Source organism: Paenarthrobacter sp. MSM-2-10-13 (genome assembly GCF_011605365.1).
GTDB lineage: Bacteria > Actinomycetota > Actinomycetes > Actinomycetales > Micrococcaceae > Arthrobacter.
The window spans coordinates 96,702-115,722 of sequence record NZ_JAAOXO010000003.1 but is presented as its reverse complement, the minus strand read 5'-3'; the positions used below and the strand labels follow the sequence as shown (position 1 = coordinate 115,722).

The following is a 19,021-nucleotide window of genomic DNA, read 5'->3' as shown; positions in this document are numbered from 1 at the left end:
AAAAACTCCGGGTACGACGACGGCCGGCACCTTCCGTGCGGAAGGTACCGGCCGTCGTCGTGCTTCAGGTATTGAACCTTAGGGCTAGGCCTTGTGGGCCGGGGCCGTCATGGTGGTGACGTCCAGGGCTTTGTCGAGGTCAGCCTCGGAAACCTGGCCTTCGCCCTCGCCGACGAAGCCGAGCTTCTCGGTGGCCTGGCGGATGGTGAGGCCTTCCTTGACGGCGATCTTGGCGATCTTGGCAGCGTTCTCGTACCCGATGTACTTGTTCAGCGGGGTCACGATGGACGGGGAAGCCTCGGCCAGGAAGCGTGCGCGCTCCACGTTGGCGGTGATGCCGTCGATCATTTTGTCCGCCATGACGCGGCTGGTGTTGGCCAGCAGGCGGATGGACTCGAGCAGGTTGGCCGCCATGACCGGGATGCCCACATTGAGTTCGAAGGCGCCGTTGGTGCCGGACCAGGCGATGGCGGTGTCGTTGCCGATCACCTGCGCGCAGACCATGATGGACGCTTCGCAGATGACCGGGTTGACCTTGCCCGGCATGATGGACGAGCCCGGCTGGAGGTCCGGAATGGCGATTTCGCCAAGGCCGGTATTGGGGCCGGAGCCCATCCAGCGGAGGTCGTTGTTGATCTTCATGAAAGAGATCGCGATGTTGCGCAGCTGGCTGGAACCCTCGATCAGGCCATCGCGGTTAGCCTGTGCTTCGAAGTGGTCGCGGGCCTCGGTCAGCGGCAGGCCGGTGTCAGCTGCCAGCAGTTCGATCACACGCTCCGGGAAACCGGCAGGGGTGTTGATGCCGGTGCCCACAGCAGTGCCGCCAAGGGGGACTTCAGCAACGCGGGGGAGTGCTGCGTTGATGCGCTCAATGCCGTAGCGGACCTGGGCGGCGTAGCCGCCGAACTCCTGGCCCAGCATGACCGGCGTGGCGTCCATGAGGTGCGTGCGGCCGGACTTCACGACGTCCTTGAACTCAACTGCCTTGCGGTCCAAGGACGCTGCCAGGTATTCCAGGGCCGGGATGAGGTCGTTGATCAGGGCCGAGGTGGCGGCAACGTGCACGGACGTGGGGAAGACGTCGTTGGAGGACTGTGAGGCATTCACATGGTCGTTCGGGTGGACAACTTTGTCGCTCCCGGCGGACGCGAGGGCGCGCGATGCAAGCTCGGCGATGACCTCGTTGGTGTTCATGTTCGAAGAAGTGCCCGAGCCGGTCTGGAAGACGTCAATCGGGAAGTCGCCGTCGTACTTACCGGTGGCAACCTCATCGGCAGCGGCAGCGATAGCCTCGGCGAGCTCACCATCGAGCACCCCCAGTTCGGCGTTCGCCAGTGCAGCTGCCTTCTTCACGCGGGCCAGGGCCTCAATGTGTGTGCGCTCAAGCGTCTTGCCGGAGATCGGGAAGTTCTCCACAGCACGCTGCGTCTGGGCGCGGTACAGGGCGTTCACGGGGACGCGAACTTCGCCCATCGTGTCATGTTCAATACGGAACTCAGTGGTGGAAGTCATGGGGCTAGCTTATGGCGATTGGACGCCTCACAGAAAACCCGGAGGGGAGTGCTACGTGCTCCGGCCCTGAGGCCGGAGCACGTCCTCCTAGAGCTTGCCGATCCCGGAAACGAGGGCCGCGCGGCCTTCGTCCAGCTTGTAGGACAGGCCGATCACGGCAACGCGGCCGTCGTCGATGGCGTCCGAAATCACACGTGAGCTGTCAGCCAGGCGGGCAGCGGTCTGCTTCACGTGCTCCACCACCATGTCGTTGACGTCGTCCTGGTTATTGCGCCTGGCCGTCAGGACCGACGGTGTAATGCGCTCCACGAGGTCGCGGATAAAGCCCGGAGGCATCTCGCCCGTTTCCACGGCCGACTTGGTGGCCTTGACCGCACCGCAGCTGTCATGGCCGAGGATGACGATCAATGGAACACGGAGTTCGCTGATGCTGTATTCGAGTGAACCCAGGACGGCATCGTCAATAACCTGGCCGGCGGTGCGCACCACGAAGGCGTCACCGAGGCCAAGGTCAAAAATGATCTCTGCAGCGAGCCGGGAATCCGAGCAGCCGAAGATCACGGCAAACGGGTTCTGGTTCTCAATCAGAGAAGAGCGTCGCGAAGCATCCTGGTTGGGGTGCAGGGATTCGCCGGAAACAAAACGTTCGTTGCCCTCGCGGAGACGGCGCCACGCCAGGGCTGGAGTCAGGTAAGTAGGCACGAGCCTTACTTTACGACGCGGACACCGCAGTCCGTGAAAGTGTTGCGCGTGATAAACCGGACGGCTTCTCAGGCGGAGGGCTGCGGAGACGACGTTGCGGTAGCCGGAACGCTGGCAGGCGGTGCCTGCTCTGCGGACTTCACGACGGCGGCGGCCAGGGTTGCGAACTCATCGAGCTTAGCCGTGCCGCTCAGGACGATGGTGGTGCCGCGATACTCCAGGACCATGCTCCGCTTTTCTTTGCCGGAGTCCCGCAGTTCCCACTCCTGGCCACCAGCGTTACGGGTTCCGGTCACAGGGAGGTTCTCTGTCTGCTGCAAAACCCACGTGGGGTTCGCCTGATTGGTCTGGGTGAGGCCAATGAAATTTTCCTTGGGAGTGAGGAACCCGATCTCCCAGGTAGGCACGCCGCTTCCAGTGCCGGACTCCCACCGGGCGTAATTGGGTTTGAATGTGTCGCCGACGTCCGGGGTGACGGGTGTGAATCCCGCCACACCTGTGGCGTTGCGGGCGATGGCCGCGACGTCAACATCAGGCCGGAAACCCTCGCCCTTGGGCGCCGGGTTCATCAAAACGATGGGAAGAAAAGCCAGGACACAAACCAGCAACGCAATGACCATGCCGATGACAGAAGCGTTGGCCCGCTTGGCAGCTTTCGCCGCAATGACGGGTTTATAGGGGGCATCCGGGGCTGCCTGGGCATCGGTGGGATTGGCCGCTGCAGCCTCGGATGGGTTCTCTGCTGCGGGCCTGTCCTGCGTTTCACTCACCCCTCCATGATCCCTTATCCGGGCAGGGAACACACATCCGGTAACCTCACCACAGGTGCCGGGGGCTGTGGTCATCCAACGACTCCCGGACCACTCGGCGACTATGATCGTTGATAGAGGAACCCCGGGTTGCCCCGTGCAACCATGTCCGGTCCCGTGAATCGTCACTCGAAGAAGAGGTTCAAGTGTCTCCTGCACCAATGACCCAGCAGTATTCCACGATTTCGCCGTCGCTCGCCGTCGGCCTCGACGAACCCGACCGCAACCTTGCGCTTGAACTCGTCCGCGTTACCGAAGCTGCGGCAATTGCCGGCGGCCACTGGGTAGGTTTCGGTGACAAAAACAAGGCCGACGGCGCCGCCGTCGATGCCATGCGTTCATTCCTTCAAACCGTCCACTTCAACGGCGTTGTGGTCATCGGTGAAGGCGAAAAAGATGAAGCCCCCATGCTGTTCAACGGCGAGCAGGTTGGCGACGGCACCGGTCCCGAATGTGACGTCGCCGTCGACCCCATCGACGGTACCCGCCTGACCGCCCTCGGCATCAACAACGCCCTCGCGGTGCTGGCAGTAGCTGAGCGTGGCTCCATGTTCGATCCCTCCGCCGTGTTCTACATGGAGAAGCTCGTTACCGGCCCCGAAGCCGCCGACATGGTGGATCTTCGCCTGCCCGTCAAGCAAAACCTGCACCTCATCGCCAAAGCCAAGGGCGTCAAGGTCAACCAGCTCAACGTCATGATCCTGGACCGCGACCGCCACCGCCCCCTCGTGGAAGAAATCCGCGAAGCCGGTGCACGCACCAAGTTCATCATGGACGGTGACGTTGCGGGTGCCATCGCGGCAGCACGCTCCGGCACCGGCGTCGACGCCCTCATGGGCATTGGCGGTACCCCGGAAGGCATTGTCACCGCCTGCGCCATCAAGTCCCTCGGCGGCGTCATCCAGGGCCGTCTGTGGCCCACCTCGGACGACGAAAAGCAGAAGGCCATCGACGCCGGACACGACCTCGACCGCGTCCTCTCCACCAACGACCTCGTCACCTCCGACAACTGCTACTTCGCAGCAACCGGCATCACTGACGGCGACCTCCTGCACGGGGTCCGCTACCAGAAGGACCGCGTGCTGACCCAGTCGATCGTGATGCGCTCCAAGTCCGGAACGGTCCGCTTCGTGGAGGCCGAGCACCACGCATCCAAGTGGGAGACGTACGCGCGCAAGCCGTAAACCCTCCGCACGTAACAGAAGGACGGCGAGCATCGCTCGGCGGCTATCTCCTCGTACCTCGTCGATTTGATGCCGCTTTCGCGATACTCGCCGTCCTTCTCTGCGTCCGGCCATTTCCGGTTGCGCGCGATTTTTGGGAAGGGGCCGGGGCCTAGCGGAGCTTGTCGCGCAGCTTCCGTGCCATTTGGTATGCCCCGTAGCGGAGCTTGTTGACGGGGAGGTCCCAGGTGCCGGGGTAGGAGACTTCGCGGCCGCCGAAGGACTTCTTGAATGCGGTGAAGCCCGCCCACTTGTGGTCCGGCTGGTCCTCGGGAGCCACGCCCCAAAGGTCCACGTGTTTGAGGCCCTTCTCCTTGGCATCGGCCATCAGGGTCACCAGGAGGGGAATGCCCGCACTGAGCTTGCGATGGGTATCGTCCAGGGCAGCGTGGGCGTAGACACGGGTATCAGCGGAGTCGTAGGCGAAGGCAGCCGCGATCGGCTCGCCCTCAAGCTCGGCAATGAACAGCGTTCCCGCCCCATTGGGCAACAGGGAAGCGGCTACCTGGGTGAGATACTCGTCGCTCTGCGGTTTGAAGCCGTTCCGGGCAGCCGTCAGGTGGAGGAAGTGCAGAAGGATCTTGATGTCCGCCGGATCTTGGGATGCGCGGAACGTCACGCCCTTCTTGTGGATGTTCCTGTAAAGGTTCCGGTTGGTGGGCTTCATCCCGGCCAACACGTCCTTGAAGTCGCCTTCCAGATCTACGACCCAACTCAGCTCCGGCTGCTGGTTGACCGGCGCCGGCTGCAAGCCGCGGGCGCGCAGGAGAGGTCCGGCGTCGGACGCTGTAAACCCCGCCGCAGCGGGTTCCATCCGCACGAACACCGCACTCTCGGTCTTAGCCAGGGCAACCAGGGCCGCCGTGGCGGCGTCGAAAGCCTCCACGGACTCCGCCACGGGGCCATAGGGAGCATAGATAACCTTGCCGGCAGGGTTCTTTTCCTCAATGGCGAGGAAACTCCAGCCGGGCCCGGACTGCTCGTGGACACGGCGTCCCAGGGAACGCTGGACTGCCGCCCATGCGGGCGTTTGCAGGAAAAACTCCATGGATCAGTTCCCCAGACCGGTGGTCACTGCGAAGGCAACACTGACGTCGGTGGCACCTTGCACTGGGTGAACATTGACGGGCGCTTCGATATCGGGGATGAACGCGGCGGCGCCGCGCTCAAGCCGGAGGTCGCTCTTGGGGGAGTCGAGCATCACCGAACCGGATACCACCACGACGACGGCGGGCCCGGTTTGCGCCAACGGCACCGGCTCGGCGCCCGGGGCAAGCTCAATGCGCTGGAGCTGGAATTCCCTGAAGGGCGGGCGGTACAGTTCCTGCCCGAATTCCGTACCGCTGGCCTCGACGCGCGGCACGCCCAGTGCTTCGAAACGGACAGTCTTCAGCAGCTCGGGGACGTCCACGTATTTGGGCGTGAGTCCGCCGCGGAGCACGTTGTCAGAGGACGCCATGACCTCCACGCCCAATCCGTGGAGGTAAGCGTGGATGTTGCCGGCAGGCAAGTAGACCACGTCGCCGGGCTCCAGGGACAGGTGGTTGAGAAGGAGGGAAATGAGGACGCCGGGATCTCCGGGGAAGGCCTCATTGATGTCCAGCATTGCGGTCAGGGCTTCGCGGTGCGGCTCCAACGGTGCACCGGCGGACAGGACGGCAACCACGTCATGGATCACGTCGGAGACGTCGCTGCCACCCTGGATCAGCCGGCTGAAGGCGGCCTTCAGCGCTGCGGACTCATCGGAATGGCCGAGGTCTGCGATGACGCCGCTGATGACATCGGGGGTATCGACTGCTGCCGAATCAAGGACAGAGGCCAAGTGCTCAAAGATGTCCTTGGACGCAGCCGGCGAACGGAAACCGCACAGTGCCTTGAACGGAGTCAGGGCGAAAATCATCTCCGGTTTGTGGTTGTCATCGCGGTAGTTGCGGTTCGCGGCATCCGCCGGGATCCCGGCTTCATTCTCCCTGGCAAATCCTTCCCGTGCCTGCTCCAGGCTGGGGTGCACTTGCAAGGACAAAGGCTGCTCGGCAGCCAGGAGCTTGGTGAGGAAGGGGAGCCGGGGCCCGAACTCGGCGATGCTCTCGGAACCCAGGCAGCGCACCGGGTCCGAGCCGATCAGGGCATCGAGGGGCTGGGTAACACCGTTGGGGTGAACGGCTGCGGAGGGCGAGTCCGGGTGGGCCCCGATCCACATCTCGGCCTCGGGTCCCCCCGACGCGGGACGGCCCAGCAGTTCGGCGATGGCCGTCGTCGAACCCCACGCGTAGGGTCGCAAAACATTCTCAATCTTGTACACGAAAGAAGGTCCTTATCGTTGCGCTGGACGTGGGGTGGAGCGGACGAACAAGCCTACAGGGGCGCGCACTGTCCATTGGTGGCCACGAGATTACGGATGCCTTGCTCATCGCCTTGCGCCTTGAGGCCGTTCAGCAACTCGATGGTGATTGGCGTGCCGTCCGGTGTGGTGGTTACGGGGGTGAAATCGGCCGACGGCGAGGGCAGCTGACTTGCGGGCAGGAGCCCGGCTGTTGGACCCGCGGCCACAACGGTACCGGCACTGGCGTCGTCGTGGGATACGACGGCGTCTTCCGCCTTGGGGGTGTTGGACGACGCCAGGACTTCCTGGACCTTGGCATGGATCAGGTCAAAGTCGGGCACCGTGGAGAAGGACGCGTCAAAGTCCGGGGGCCCGATGGTGAGGCGCTTGACCGGCTGGTTCTTGGACTTCAAGGCCAAGTCAACGAAACTGCCCAGTTGGGTGGAGGAAATGTTCGAATCCACCACCTTGGTGCCGGCGTTGGCGATGTCCTCGAACTTGGTCAGCAGGGTGGCAGGATCGAGTTGCTTGAGCATGGCCTGCTGCACACACTGCTGGCGCGCGATGCGGGCGTAGTCATCCACGAACTCGCGGGAACGTCCGTACCACAAGGCCTGGAAACCATTCAGGTGCTGATCACCGGCCGGGATCCAGCCGTCAGGCATGCCGTGGATTCCGTTCGCCTCGTCAGTGACCGGACCACTGATAGGCACCCAACCGCCGGCCTTGATACGGATTCCACCCATGGCATCGATGAGTTTGGCAAAGCCGTCCATATCCACCAAGACATAAGCTTGGACGGTGATGCCCAAGGTGCCGGACACCGCTTCGAGCGTGGCCTGAGCGCCGGGATCGGCAACCCCCGGGTAGAGATCCTGGTGGTTGTTGGTGACTTCGGTGTTGACGGCGTTGATGAGGCATTCGTCGCCGCAGTTGTAGCCGTCCGGGTAAATCTCGCGCATGGGCGAGCCCTCGCTGAACTGCGCATTTTGCAGGTTGCGGGGGACGGAGATGATGGCGCTCTCTCCGGTTTTGGCATCGACGCTGATGACGGAGAGGCTGTCCGGTCGCCGGCCTGTCCTGTCGTCGCCGGCGTCGCCTCCCATCATGAGGAAGTTATAACGCCCGTCCACGGGATCGATGGCGGGACCGGCGTTGAAGATGCTGCCGATCGCATTCCGGCTCACGTTCAGCACGTAGGCGAGGTAGCCCAGGGATCCGCTGGCGATGACGGTGCTTACCGCCAGAACGACGGCGATGATGGGCCGCATTCCCGGTGCCAGGAGTGCCGGCCTGATGATCCGCAGAGTATTGAGGAACAGGAAGGCCCACCCCAAGGCCAACGCCACCAGGATCACAATGATGAACAACGAGCCCACGGGATGGGTGGCAAGGCTGAGCAGCAGGCTTCGATTCACCAGCGCAACGATGAGCGTGAGCAGGGCAAGGGCCCACACCGTGATGGTGACGCGCAAAGCCATGCGGCCAAGTTTGCGGTCTCCGGCAACGATTTGGGCACTGCCGGGAACAAAGAGAGTGAGGAGTACCAGCACGAAGGCGCGTTTGGTCCGCACCGGCGCACTCGCGCTGGACGGATAGCGGACGGGATCAGTCAGGGCGGAACCGGGCTGATTCGTGGACTTGTGCATGGTCATCAACCGCTGCCTTCCTAGCGGGAGCTCCGGGCGGAGGCATTGGCAGGGGAGAAGACTTGTTCCACCTTGTGGCGCAGGTTTTCGCCCTTCTTGGTAGCGACGTCGTTCAGTTCCTGGGCAAAGGTAAGGAGGTCTTCGCGGAGCTTGGACGCGAGTTCATCCGTTCCTGAGGCGAGCATGCGAACGGCAAGAAGTCCCGCGTTGCGTGCTCCTGCGATGGATACCGTGGCCACGGGAACGCCGGCAGGCATTTGCACGATGGACAGGAGGGAGTCCATGCCGTCCAGGGTTTTGAGGGGGACCGGGACACCTATGACCGGAAGGGGCGTCACCGAAGCCAGCATGCCGGGGAGGTGGGCTGCGCCGCCCGCACCGGCAATGATGACGCGCAGGCCGCGTTCGTGGGCCGTCTGTCCGTAGCGGATCATCTCGGTGGGCATCCGGTGGGCCGAGACCACGTCTGCCTCAAAGGGTATGCCGAACTCGGCCAGGGCATCCGCCGCGGCTTCCATGACCGGCCAATCGGAATCCGAGCCCATCACAAGTCCTACCAACGGGGCCGTTTTTTCGGAAGTCATGCAGTCTCCTCAAGGGTGGTCTGTTCCGGTTTGCGGCCGTCACGGATGATGTTGGCCACCGCGGTGGCGCGCTGGCGGACGGAGTCGACGTCGGAAACCGAGCTGCCAACGAGGTTCACGTGGCCGATCTTGCGGCCTGGCCGGACGGACTTGCCATAGGAGTGAACCTTGGCTGCTGGCTCGAAGGCCAACGCCATGGGGAAGGCTTTGAAGAGGTCCTGGTTGTCGCCACCCAGGAAGTTCTTCATGACTACCACCGGCGCCAAAGCATCGGTAGCGCCCAAAGGAAGATCCAACACGGCACGCAGGTGCTGCTCGAACTGGCTGGTGATGGAGCCGTCCTGCGTCCAGTGACCGGTGTTGTGCGGGCGCATGGCGAGTTCGTTGATGAGGAAGCCGGCTCCGACTCCGGGCGTTTCGAAGAGTTCTGCAGCCATGACCCCAGTGACGCCAAGTTCGTTGGCAATTCGCAAGGCGGCTTCCTCGGCAGCGGCCGCCACTTCAACGGAGATGTTCTGGGCAGGAGCGATTACTTCGTCGCAGACTCCATCCACCTGGATGGTGTGCACAACGGGCCAGGCACGCGATTCGCCACTGGGGCTGCGTGCCACAAGGGCAGAGAGCTCGCGGCTGAAATCAACCTTGGCTTCGGCCAGGAGCGGGCTCATGGCCTGGAACCAGGCTGCCGTGTCCAAGGCTTCGTCCGGGGAGTCAACAATCCTGACACCCTTGCCGTCGTAACCGCCGCGGGGTGTCTTCAGGACCACGGGCCAGCCGATCCTATCGCCGAAGGCCACCAGCTCCTCAACGGTGGAGACAGCCGACCACTCCGGGTTGGGCAATCCAAGACGATCAATGGCAGCACGCATCACCAATTTGTCCTGGGCGTTGACCAGGGCATCCGGGCCCGGTTGGACGTTGACACCAGCGTCAAGAAGGGCCTGGAGGTGTTGTGTGGGGACGTGTTCGTGATCGAAGGTCATGACGTCCAGCCCCTTGGCGAACTCAAGGAGAGCATCCAGGTCCTTGTAGTCGCCAATGGGTGCGGTGGCCACTGCAGCCACGGCAGAAACGTCCTCACCTTCAGCCAAAACGCGGAGTTCGAAGCCCAGTGCGGTAGCGGGCGGAGCCATCATTCGTGCGAGTTGGCCGCCGCCAACTACGCCAATTACTGGAAAAGTCACAAGGTTCAGCCTACCGAACCGGCGGCAGGATCACTGATTCTGCCGCCCCATGGGACGGTTTTCTACCGGTGGGGTGTGTCAGTATCGGCCTTCTCACAGCGCCCTCAAAGGCAGCGCAAGGAAATCGGCGCTAAAATGGGCTTGGCCCATCGGCCCACATTTCAACGGCCATGGAGGGTCATGATCACCACACTTGCAGATCGCATCCGCGGACTTGCCTCACTTTTTTGGCGTGAGGTAGCAAAGTTCGGCGCCGTCGGCGGTGTTGCTTTTGTCATTGACTCGGCCGTTTTCATCTGGCTGTTTTCCGGCCCGATGCACGGCAGCGAAGTGTGGGCGAAGGCCATTGCGACGATTGTTGCAAGTATTTTCTCCTGGGTGGCAAACCGCTTCTGGACGTTCCGGCACCGCAAGCAGGCCAACGTTGTTCGTGAGGCCGTTTTGTTTGCCATCATGAACCTTGTAGGTCTCCTGATTGCATCCGGCTGTGTGTGGTTCGCCAAGTACATTCTGGACCTCAACGACAAACCTTCGCTGTTCATCGCAGGCAGCGTGGTGGGCCTCATCCTGGGCACCATCTTCCGCTTCTTTGCGTACCGCTTCTGGGTCTTCAACGAAGAGCTGGACGCCGAACCCGAGTTCTCGCATGACCACGAGATCATTGAGCTTCACCATAAGGCGAAGGCGGGTTCCGAGGCAGGGACGAACCCTGCAACGGGCGAATTTCCTTCCGTCAAGAATCTCTAACGCTACGAACGGCTGACGCGCTCGTTCTCGAGCAGGTGTTCTGTCACGTCCAAGTCCGGATGCACCAGTACTACTGAGCCGTCCTCCTTCCAAGCGCCCAAGGATGCTGCCAGGCAGTGCTCCAAGCCTTCGGTGGCGCGGACCAGTAGGCGGACGCCTGGCTCTTGTGGAGTAGCAAAGCCATCAATAAGTTCTTCATGGGGCAGTCCGGTGGTTCCGCGCACGGCGGGCAAGCTTGCCTCGGGTTCGTTGTGTGCCATGAAGACGTCACCGTGGGAACGGACTTCAGCGGCGTAGTCCACGACGCCGGATGGCAGCTCGCCGGGCCAGCGCATCGCAAGTGCCGCGAGCGGCACGGCGACCACCGCCTCGAAGCCGGCCCCGGCGCCGTCGTCGGGCTTGTCCGTCGCCAGGAGGTCGGCTGAGGTGTGGTCGAAGACCACCTCCATGCCCAGCTGCCAGGCAGCCAGGGCCCAGACGACGGATTTCCAGTGCGCCGGCAGATCCAACCTGATGGACATCCCTGGTTCGGCGTCAAGTTCGTCCTGCAGCAGGTTGCTGGTTTTTGCTACCCAGTTGTCCAGAACGCGCCCCGATAGCTCAACCCGCTCGGAGTCGGGGCCATACCAAGTGAGTCGTGGTGAGGTTGAGCGACCGGATCGTAGGGCGGTCATCAGGTTCGCTGCCGGGATGCTCATGCGTCAATCTTGCCACGGCGTTAGGCAGGTTCCTTAGGGCCGGCCATCGTTAATGTGAAATGCAACACACCCTATTTTCTCCAGTCGTTGGCCTCCCGCGGAAGCTGATGCAATTTTCCGCGGAAATTCAATGAAAGTTCATCCGGGCCGATCCAAGGCTGTCATTTTGCGCCACGACACGCGGCGGCTCGACAAAAATGTTGGGCGTGGCGCATCCCACGTTTCTACAGATTCTTGATTATTATCCCGGCGCGGCTTGACTGGTGGGTAGTTACACGCGTGTAATTAGTAATCAACGCCGCTGCACAGATACCCGGAACGTCGCCGGGAATCGGAAACACATCCAAGCAGCAGCTGCAAAATCAGGAGGGACGCCATGGGGCAAGCGTTGCGTATCCAGGAAGATGCAGTCGTCGCAGAACATGCGTCGGTGAAATACCGTTCGAGGGAAGTACCGGGGGATTGGTACATTGACCCGGCGGACCCGGAAGCGGCAGATCGATACAACCAGAATGTCCAGCAGTCTTTGGAGGATCAGGCTACCGCCCTCCTCGCTGCTCATGAGGCACTGATTGGTGACCTGCCGGCTGGGCCGGATGAAGACCTGGACGACCCTCCCATGGAGCTGCGTCGTCCCGTTGAGACTCCGGGGCAACCGGTGTGGATCGGCCTTCCTCAGGGGGACTTCGATGACGAAGGCGAACTTGGCTGGCAGACTGATGCGCTGTGCGCACAGACCGATCCTGAAGCCTTCTTCCCTGAAAAGGGTGGATCGACGAGGGACGCCAAGAAGGTCTGCGGAGCGTGCAACGTCCGCTCGCAGTGCTTGGAATATGCTCTCGCCAATGATGAGCGGTTCGGTATTTGGGGCGGACTCTCCGAGCGGGAGCGTCGTCGGCTAAGGAAGCGAGCGGTCTAATTCTCAAGGAAGTGCATGTTACCGCCGTCGTGGTTTCTCACGACGGCGGCAACTATCTGCCCAGGACATTGGCGGCATTGTCGGACCAAACGCGGTCGGCAGATGCCGCCATTGGCGTTGATACAGGTTCCACGGATAACTCACTGGAGTTGCTCAGCGAGGCCTTCGGCCACAAAAAGGTGACCTCGTTCCACCATGCAAAGTCGGGTTTCGGGGCCGCTGTCCAGGCTGGTCTGCAGGAGCTGGCCCCCTCTGGACACACCGCACACGCTGCCGATGGCGGTGCCGCACCGGCCGGCAACGACGCCAAGACCACGTCCGTCGAATGGATCTGGCTCCTGCACGATGACGCCGCCCCCGCGCCTGATGCGCTTGCGGAGCTTCTCCATGCGGTTGAACGCGCGCCCTCAGTGACAGTGGCGGGGTGTAAGCAGCTCGGCTGGGACAACAAGCGGCACCTGGTGGATGTAGGACTTTCGACGAGTCGCTGGGCGGAACGCCTCACACTGATCGACGCCGATGAAGTTGATCAAGGTCAATACGATGCCCGTACTGACACTTTCGCTGTGAACTCCGCAGGCATGTTGATCCGCCGCGATGTCTGGGATCTCCTGGAGGGATTCGACCCCGCGTTACCGGGCAGTGGCGATGACGTGGACTTCTGCTGGCGGAACTGGCTCGCGGGCAATCGCGTAGTTGTAGTCCCAGGTGCCCGCATGTTCCATGTAGAACACCGCCCGCATGGCCTGGGCACATCCTCCGCGGCACGTAAAGCCCAGATCCACATGCGCCTCAAGCACACCCCGTGGTGGAATGTGCCGTTCCAGGCGATGGGCGCGTTGTTCGGCGCCATGATCCGACTCGTGCTGAGCATTTTGGTCAAAGAACCGGGCTATGGCCTCTCGCAGTTCACGGCCACCATCGCTGCCCTTGTTCGACCCGTTGCCATTGCCAAAGGCCGCCGCGTTGCGGCCAGGACGCGACGGGTGCACAGATCGGTTGTGCGCGGGCTGCAGACGCCCTCACGGGAGGTGCGTGCCAACAGGCGCTCGTTGCTCGAAGCGATACGCCCCGCCGACGAAACGCCGGCTATCTCCGATCTTCTTGCCCCGGAACCCAGCGGGGATGCTGCCGATGACTTCGCCGCTCTGGCCACCAATGAGCGGGGCTGGGTGGGCACAGGTGCCGTCGTTGCCGCACTGGTGGCACTCAGCGCCGCGCTCGTGGGATTGCTGGGGTTGCTGCGCTCAGGCGCTGTTACCGGCGGCGGACTCCTCCCTCTTTCAGCCTCACCAGGAGATATTTGGGCCAATGCGTCCACATGGTGGATCACGTTGGGAGCAGGTCTGCCCGGACATGGCGATCCGTTCGGCTATGTGTTGTGGCTGCTCTCGCTCTTTGGCGGCGGGGACGGCAACGCCGCCATGGTGTGGCTGCTGATCCTTGCCATGCCGTTCTCTGCCGTTGGCGCCTGGTTCGCGGCAGGCGCGCTCACTACCAAGCGCCGTTTCCGGGTTGCGGCCGCCTTGGCGTGGTCCGGTGCTCCTGCACTGCTGATTTCCATCAACGAGGGCAGGGTCGGGTCCCTGGTGGCGCATGTCATGATGCCGCTGTTGCTGCTGGCACTGTTGCGCGCCTCGGGATCCGCCGTAGCCCAAGGCCCTGCCCTTGCGGGGACACAGCTGAGCCGTCGTCCTGCCCTGCTCTCCGGCAAGCCCGGAATTAACGGGACGCCATCGTGGACTGCTGCCGCCGCTGCCGGTCTGGCCATGGCCGTGGTCACTGCCTCTGCGCCGTCGCTGTTGGGACCTGCCATTGTTGTGGTGGTTCTGGCTGCGGTGGTCCTCGGGCAACGGGGCAAGACGCTGTGGTGGTCGCTCCTGCCCACAGTCGCCCTGTTCCTGCCGTATGGAGTATCTGTGCTGGACAGGCCGCGCTCCTTGTTGGCCGATCCCGGGTTGCCACTGACTTTTGAGGCAGCTCCCCTGTGGCAGCAGCTTCTCGGCCAGCCGCTCGGTTTTGACATCGACGGCGGTTTGACCGGTTTGGCGGTCTTCGGTCCGGGCGTTGTGCCATGGGCACTACTGCTGGCTCTGCTTGTTGTCGCACCAGTTCTGATCCTTGCAGTTGCCGCCTTGTTCCTTCCCGGAAAACGCGCCGCACTGGCCCGGGTGTTCTGGTTGGTTGCTTTGGCTACCCTTGCCAGCAGTTGGTTGGTGGGTCACGTGGCCACCGGGGTTAACAACAACGTGATTGTTGGCCCATTCGCCGGCCCTGCGGTGTCGGCTTCGGGCATGCTACTCCTGGGTGCTGCCGTGCTTGGCGCTGAGAAGCTTTTTGCTGCACCTCGGAGGATGCCCAAGGGTTCCCGGCGTCCAGTCCAGGTGCGGCGCGTTGCTTCGGCTGTCGCCATGGCACTCCTGGTTGCCGGCCCCCTTGCCGGCATGGCGGCCTGGGCTGCCCAAAACGTCCTCCAGCCCACTCCGACTGCTGGATCCAGCGTGGCGGCCGGGGCTGCCGAACAGGCGTCGTCCCTCGGCGCCCGCCGTCAGGTTTGGCCGGAAGATACGGGCACGTTGCCTGCTACTGCCGTAGACCGCGGACAGGGGCCTGAGCGCACGCGAACCCTGGTCATCACCAGCGGTGAACAGGGGGCCTTCTCCTCGTCACTGATGCGTGGAGCCGGGACCACGTTGGACAGTTTGTCCACCATAGCCTCCGCTCGGACCATCATTGGCGCACCAGGACGTGAAGAGATCGCGGACGATGACGCTGCCACCACATCCTTGCGTCGGGCCGTCGCCACCATCGTGGCGGGCACGGGCGTGGATCCGCGCGCAGACCTTGAACAGCTTGGCGCCGGATTCATCGTCCTCAAGGCCGAGGACAACGCCGCGCAACTCACGGCCAGCAGAATCGACGCAGTCCCAGGACTGGTGGCCGTAGGCCAGACCGACGCCGGATGGCTGTGGCGGGTGACGCCCCGGAACCAGGAAGCCGCTACTGCCGCCGATACAGCGCATAGGGTACGTATCGTGGACTCCGAAGGTGCTCTTGTGAGTACGCTCCCTTCCGAAGAAGTAAACGTAGACGCCACTGTGCCCTCCGGGGATGAGGGTCGAAAGATCGTCCTCGCCGAACGCTCCGATCCCGGCTGGACCGCTTGGATGGATGGTCGCCAACTGCGGGCCACAACATCAGGTTGGTCACAGGCGTTCGAGCTGCCTGCCAGCGGCGGCGACCTTGAGATCCGGTACGCCAACCCCTGGGCCCTGTGGTTCGGGATCCTGCAAGCGGTGGTCATCGGTCTCACGGTCCTGTTGGCTGTGCCGATGCCCGCACGCCGTAGCCGAACCGGCATGTCGAGGGACGAAGTCTCCCTCCGTAAGGAGTACAGCAGTGTCTGAGGACCAGAAGAACGTGTCCGGCGAAAGCACTGAAGATCAGGAGCCCAAGAAATCCCGCAGCGCCAGCTCCAGCCGCAGCGCCGGCTCCAGCCGCAGCTCCAGCAGCCGCAGCTCCAGCAGCCGCAGCTCCAATAGGGGAGCCATCACCGGCGTCCTGTCAGCAGTGGTCATCCTTGCCGCCGGCGGAGGGGCAGTAGCCGCCACATCCATGGTGCCTGAACCCTCAGGCGGGACCTCCGTGGACATCCGCCAGGCTGACGTACCTGCTGGCCGCGCCCTGGCGGTGTGTCCCGAACCCGCGCGGCTTGTGAACGGAACCGTGGTGGGCACGGACGCTGACTTCAGCCCTGTATCCACCACGGCCACCAGCGCCCTGAATGCAGTGGTGCTCAGTAACCCGGCCGGAACAGTGCCAGGGAGCAGTGTGGCAGCGTTGGGTGGTGACCTGGTGGCCCGGATCGCAGAGGCACCCAGCAGTACGCCTCCGCCCACAGCTGGCCCGCCTGTTCTAGCCGCCGGCGTAGCGTCCATCAGCCCGGTGACGTCACCGGCCGTGGTGGGTGCCGATGCCATGGGAAACGAGCAGGCGTCCCTGGCTGCCAACCTCAGTTACTCAGCCACTGACGGCGATCTCCGGGGCCTGGCGGCAACTCAATGCCAGCCACCGGGCAATGACGCGTGGTTATTGGGCGCCGACACTGCTGTTGGTCGGACTGCCGTTCTGAACGTGAGTAACGCCTCCGAGACTCCGGCCACGGTCAACCTTGAACTGTATGGATACGAGGGACAGATCCAGGCGCCCGGGGCCCGTGGTCTCCTGGTAGCTCCCGGCACCACCCGTTCGGTTAACCTGGCCGGCCTGGCGCCCGGTGAATCGCAACTTGCCGTGCACGTGCGCAGCACGGGAGGCCCCGTTGCCGCCACTATCCAACAGAGCGTGTTGCGCGGAATCGCTCCGGGTGGTGTGGAGTACCTTTCGCCGGGTGCTGGTCCATCGAACCTTCAGGTCATGTCCGGCGTCGATATTCAAGACCCGTCTGGCGTCAAAACCCTGGCCGCGAAGCCGGGGTTCGCGGATGCCGTTCCGGCGCTTCAGATCGCCGTACCCGGTTCTACTGACGCCGTGGTGCAGGTCAGCCTTTACGGTGCCAACGGAGAACGCAAAATTCCCAACGGGGGAGTGGTGACGGTCAAAGGCGGGACGGTGGCCACCCTCAACCTTGACGGCGTCCCAGCCGGCAGCTATACCGTCAGGGCCAGCTCGGATGTCTCTTTCCTGGCATCAGCGAGGGTCACCCGTGGAACCAAAGCCGAAGATGCAACGGACTTAGCCTGGTCTCCGTCGTCGGCCCGCCTCGGTAGCCAGCACTTGGTGGCCGTTCCCAGGGGCGGGCAGAAGTTCCTGAGCTTTGGTGTCCCTGAAGGGCGAGGCACAGTCAGCTACGCTCCGGTGACTGCCGACGGAAAGGTTGGCAAGTCCGTTGACGTGGATATGTCCGGCGGGACCACCTCCATGATCGAGCTACCAGAGAAGTCCGGCAACTCCGTGGTGGCCGGTTATGTGGTGTCCGCGTCGGGTGATCCGGTGTACGGCGCGCTGGTACTCGGAAAACAAGGACGCACAGACGTTTCGGTCGTGGCAATTCAGGATGCGGCCTCAGGGCTACAGAAGGTGCCGGTCTCGGTCGGCTACTAGGCACACCTTGCAGGCAACAGCACTTATCGCATGAGCCGCCCGACAATGTGAATCGCCCGACAGCACGACCCAGCTGACAGCATGACCCGCCTGCCGGCGTCGGTGTTATTCCGTCGTCACTGGTATCGACGCCGGTAGACCGGGTCCAGGGTCTCAGGCGGCACGCCGAGCATCTCGGCCGTGTACTCCACCACGACGTCGTGGACGAGGTCCTGTAGTTCCTCACGGGTGGAAACGCCCTGTTCAACCACGCGACGGTACACCGTGATCATGGGTGCCTCGCCACGGCCACCGGGCGTGTAGGAGCCCAATGGGGCCGTATTTCCCAGGGCGACAAGCTGTTCAAGGTTGGGCGGGATTTCGTCCACGGCAAAGAGCACACCGTCCAGTTGCTTGCCCCACATGTCCTGGAGCCGCTCCGCGGAGTCCAGCACCATGTCATCGAATCGCTCCGCGCGGGTGCGGAACCCAGGGAGGTTGGGGAGCATCAGTTCTCCGCGCAGTCCCCGTCCGTGCCGGTTGCGCCGGCGTCGCCGGAAGCCCCGAACTTCCGAACCGGCGTGTTCCTGGGCCTGATCGCCATCGGCGTCAGTCCACCGGATATTGAACCCGGGAACATGTGGCTGTGACTGCATATATCGACTTTAGTCCCGAGGAACCGCCAGCGCGACCTCATGGCCCGCACCGCGCCGCGTCGGGTGATACGCCGGAGACTTCTCACTTGATGCTCGGCACAGTTGGCGGGGCACGGACCATCAATGCGGAATATAGCCGCCCATTGGCGCTAATCTGGGATGTTGTGGGTGCCATTCGTCAGTGTTCCAGATCAGCCTGCCGCCAGTCCGCGGTGGCTACTTTGACGTACGTGTACGCAGAGTCAACCGCAGTCCTGGGGCCTCTGGCCACCTACGCAGAACCGCACGCCTACGATCTCTGCTCCCAACATGCAGAGTCCCTGACGGTTCCGCGTGGCTGGGAAGTCCTGCGTCTGGCCATGCCCACAACGCCGCAGGAACCGGGTCCGGATGATTTGCTGGCACTTGCCAACGCGGTCCGGGAGGCGGCCTCAGCCCCTGCGGAAACTCCTGCCCGGCAAAACCACGCCCAGATGGAGCCGCCCGCCGGCGCCGAGGGCACCCGCCGCGGGCACTTGCGGATCCTCCGGGAACCGACTTAATCGTTCACGCCACCCGCTTTCCGTGCCACGCTTCCCGGGCTCTGGACGCAATTCGTCGTCGGGATCAAAACACGATCTCCCTGCGCGGTAGTCTGGAATCTGCAGATATATCCGCCAGCGGCGCCATGCCGGCGCCACCCAGGGAGCATCATTCATGCCAAAGGTCAGTCCTGAACTGTTGTCCATCCTGCGCTGCCCCGTGACGGGGTCACCGCTGGTCCAGGAGGGCGATGAGTTGGTTTCCACCGACGCCGCTGCGGACGGCGTAAAGCTCCGCTACACCATTGAGGACGGCATCCCGTTGCTCCTGCCACCGGAACTGCTGGCCGCCGCCAATGCGGCAACGTCGGGCCAGCACGATTCCAAGGCCTGACGCGCCTTCTTCCACATC

The 19,021-nt window shown here is 63.2% G+C and carries 17 protein-coding genes; 7 read left to right on the top strand and 10 right to left on the bottom strand.

All coding sequences use genetic code 11. From position 1 onward, the window contains the following. Positions 1-84 precede the first annotated feature (84 nt). The 3 genes from HAV21_RS08860 to HAV21_RS08850 all read right to left on the bottom strand — a co-directional run bounded on the left by HAV21_RS08860 (position 85) and on the right by HAV21_RS08850 (position 2,984). Positions 85-1,512 carry a class II fumarate hydratase gene (locus HAV21_RS08860; RefSeq protein WP_166841437.1) on the bottom strand — a complete coding sequence of 476 codons (1,428 nt, stop codon included), beginning with the start codon at positions 1,510-1,512 and terminating at the stop codon, positions 85-87. Between the two features lie 87 nt (positions 1,513-1,599). Continuing rightward, positions 1,600-2,214, bottom strand: a complete 615-nt coding sequence (locus HAV21_RS08855) for a carbonic anhydrase (RefSeq protein WP_142939872.1) — start codon at positions 2,212-2,214, stop codon at positions 1,600-1,602. A gap of 68 nt (positions 2,215-2,282) precedes the next feature. After that, positions 2,283-2,984, bottom strand: a complete 702-nt coding sequence (locus HAV21_RS08850; protein WP_223942082.1) for a DUF4245 domain-containing protein — start codon at positions 2,982-2,984, stop codon at positions 2,283-2,285. A 200-nt stretch (positions 2,985-3,184) separates the two neighbouring features. Between HAV21_RS08850 and glpX the strand changes: the two genes are divergently transcribed. Then, positions 3,185-4,207, top strand: coding sequence for a class II fructose-bisphosphatase (glpX, locus tag HAV21_RS08845; protein ID WP_187697249.1), 1,023 nt, complete (start codon positions 3,185-3,187; stop codon positions 4,205-4,207). 151 nt (positions 4,208-4,358) lie between these two features. On the opposite strand, the gene HAV21_RS08840 is transcribed toward glpX, so the two are convergent. Genes HAV21_RS08840 through HAV21_RS08820 form a run of 5 tightly spaced genes read right to left on the bottom strand, consistent with a single transcriptional unit; the run spans position 4,359 to position 9,986 of the window. Beyond that, positions 4,359-5,294, bottom strand: coding sequence for a peptidoglycan bridge formation glycyltransferase FemA/FemB family protein (locus HAV21_RS08840; RefSeq protein ID WP_142939869.1), 936 nt, complete (start codon positions 5,292-5,294; stop codon positions 4,359-4,361). Between the two features lie 3 nt (positions 5,295-5,297). Next, complete coding sequence (gene manA, locus HAV21_RS08835; protein WP_166841435.1) at positions 5,298-6,548, bottom strand: mannose-6-phosphate isomerase, class I; 1,251 nt, start codon at positions 6,546-6,548, stop codon at positions 5,298-5,300. A gap of 53 nt (positions 6,549-6,601) precedes the next feature. After that, positions 6,602-8,224 (bottom strand): LCP family protein, encoded by a 1,623-nt coding sequence (locus HAV21_RS08830; protein ID WP_166841434.1) that lies wholly within the window; start codon positions 8,222-8,224, stop codon positions 6,602-6,604. Between the two features lie 14 nt (positions 8,225-8,238). Continuing rightward, positions 8,239-8,802 carry a 5-(carboxyamino)imidazole ribonucleotide mutase gene (purE, locus tag HAV21_RS08825; RefSeq protein ID WP_166841433.1) on the bottom strand — a complete coding sequence of 188 codons (564 nt, stop codon included), beginning with the start codon at positions 8,800-8,802 and terminating at the stop codon, positions 8,239-8,241. Then, positions 8,799-9,986, bottom strand: a complete 1,188-nt coding sequence (locus tag HAV21_RS08820) for a 5-(carboxyamino)imidazole ribonucleotide synthase (protein ID WP_166841432.1) — start codon at positions 9,984-9,986, stop codon at positions 8,799-8,801. Before HAV21_RS08820 ends, purE begins: the two co-directional genes overlap by 4 nt. A gap of 180 nt (positions 9,987-10,166) precedes the next feature. Between HAV21_RS08820 and HAV21_RS08815 the strand changes: the two genes are divergently transcribed. Further along, positions 10,167-10,733, top strand: a complete 567-nt coding sequence (locus HAV21_RS08815) for a GtrA family protein (protein ID WP_166841431.1) — start codon at positions 10,167-10,169, stop codon at positions 10,731-10,733. A gap of 2 nt (positions 10,734-10,735) precedes the next feature. Here HAV21_RS08815 and HAV21_RS08810 read toward each other — a convergent pair whose 3' ends face one another. Then, a complete protein-coding gene (locus HAV21_RS08810) occupies positions 10,736-11,431 on the bottom strand; it encodes a TIGR03089 family protein (protein ID WP_166841430.1) in 696 nt (231 codons plus the stop codon). A gap of 376 nt (positions 11,432-11,807) precedes the next feature. On the opposite strand from HAV21_RS08810, the gene HAV21_RS08805 reads away from it, so the two are divergent. Genes HAV21_RS08805 through HAV21_RS08795 form a run of 3 tightly spaced genes read left to right on the top strand, consistent with a single transcriptional unit; the run spans position 11,808 to position 17,453 of the window. Beyond that, positions 11,808-12,350 carry a WhiB family transcriptional regulator gene (locus HAV21_RS08805; RefSeq protein WP_142939862.1) on the top strand — a complete coding sequence of 181 codons (543 nt, stop codon included), beginning with the start codon at positions 11,808-11,810 and terminating at the stop codon, positions 12,348-12,350. An 11-nt stretch (positions 12,351-12,361) separates the two neighbouring features. Then, positions 12,362-15,757, top strand: a complete 3,396-nt coding sequence (locus HAV21_RS08800) for a glycosyltransferase family 2 protein (RefSeq protein ID WP_166841429.1) — start codon at positions 12,362-12,364, stop codon at positions 15,755-15,757. Continuing rightward, on the top strand, positions 15,750-17,453 hold the full coding sequence (locus tag HAV21_RS08795) for a DUF5719 family protein (protein ID WP_166841428.1): 1,704 nt from the start codon (positions 15,750-15,752) through the stop codon (positions 17,451-17,453). Before HAV21_RS08800 ends, HAV21_RS08795 begins: the two co-directional genes overlap by 8 nt. A 116-nt stretch (positions 17,454-17,569) precedes the next feature. On the opposite strand, the gene HAV21_RS08790 is transcribed toward HAV21_RS08795, so the two are convergent. Next, positions 17,570-18,088: a metallopeptidase family protein gene (locus HAV21_RS08790; protein WP_142939859.1), complete on the bottom strand. Its 519-nt coding sequence runs from the start codon at positions 18,086-18,088 to the stop codon at positions 17,570-17,572. A gap of 164 nt (positions 18,089-18,252) precedes the next feature. On the opposite strand from HAV21_RS08790, the gene HAV21_RS08785 reads away from it, so the two are divergent. Further along, entirely contained in the window at positions 18,253-18,630 is a 378-nt protein-coding gene (locus HAV21_RS08785; protein ID WP_250821481.1) for a DUF3499 domain-containing protein, read from the top strand. 154 nt (positions 18,631-18,784) lie between these two features. Then, on the top strand, positions 18,785-19,003 hold the full coding sequence (locus HAV21_RS08780) for a Trm112 family protein (RefSeq protein WP_142939858.1): 219 nt from the start codon (positions 18,785-18,787) through the stop codon (positions 19,001-19,003). Positions 19,004-19,021: the final 18 nt, after the last annotated feature.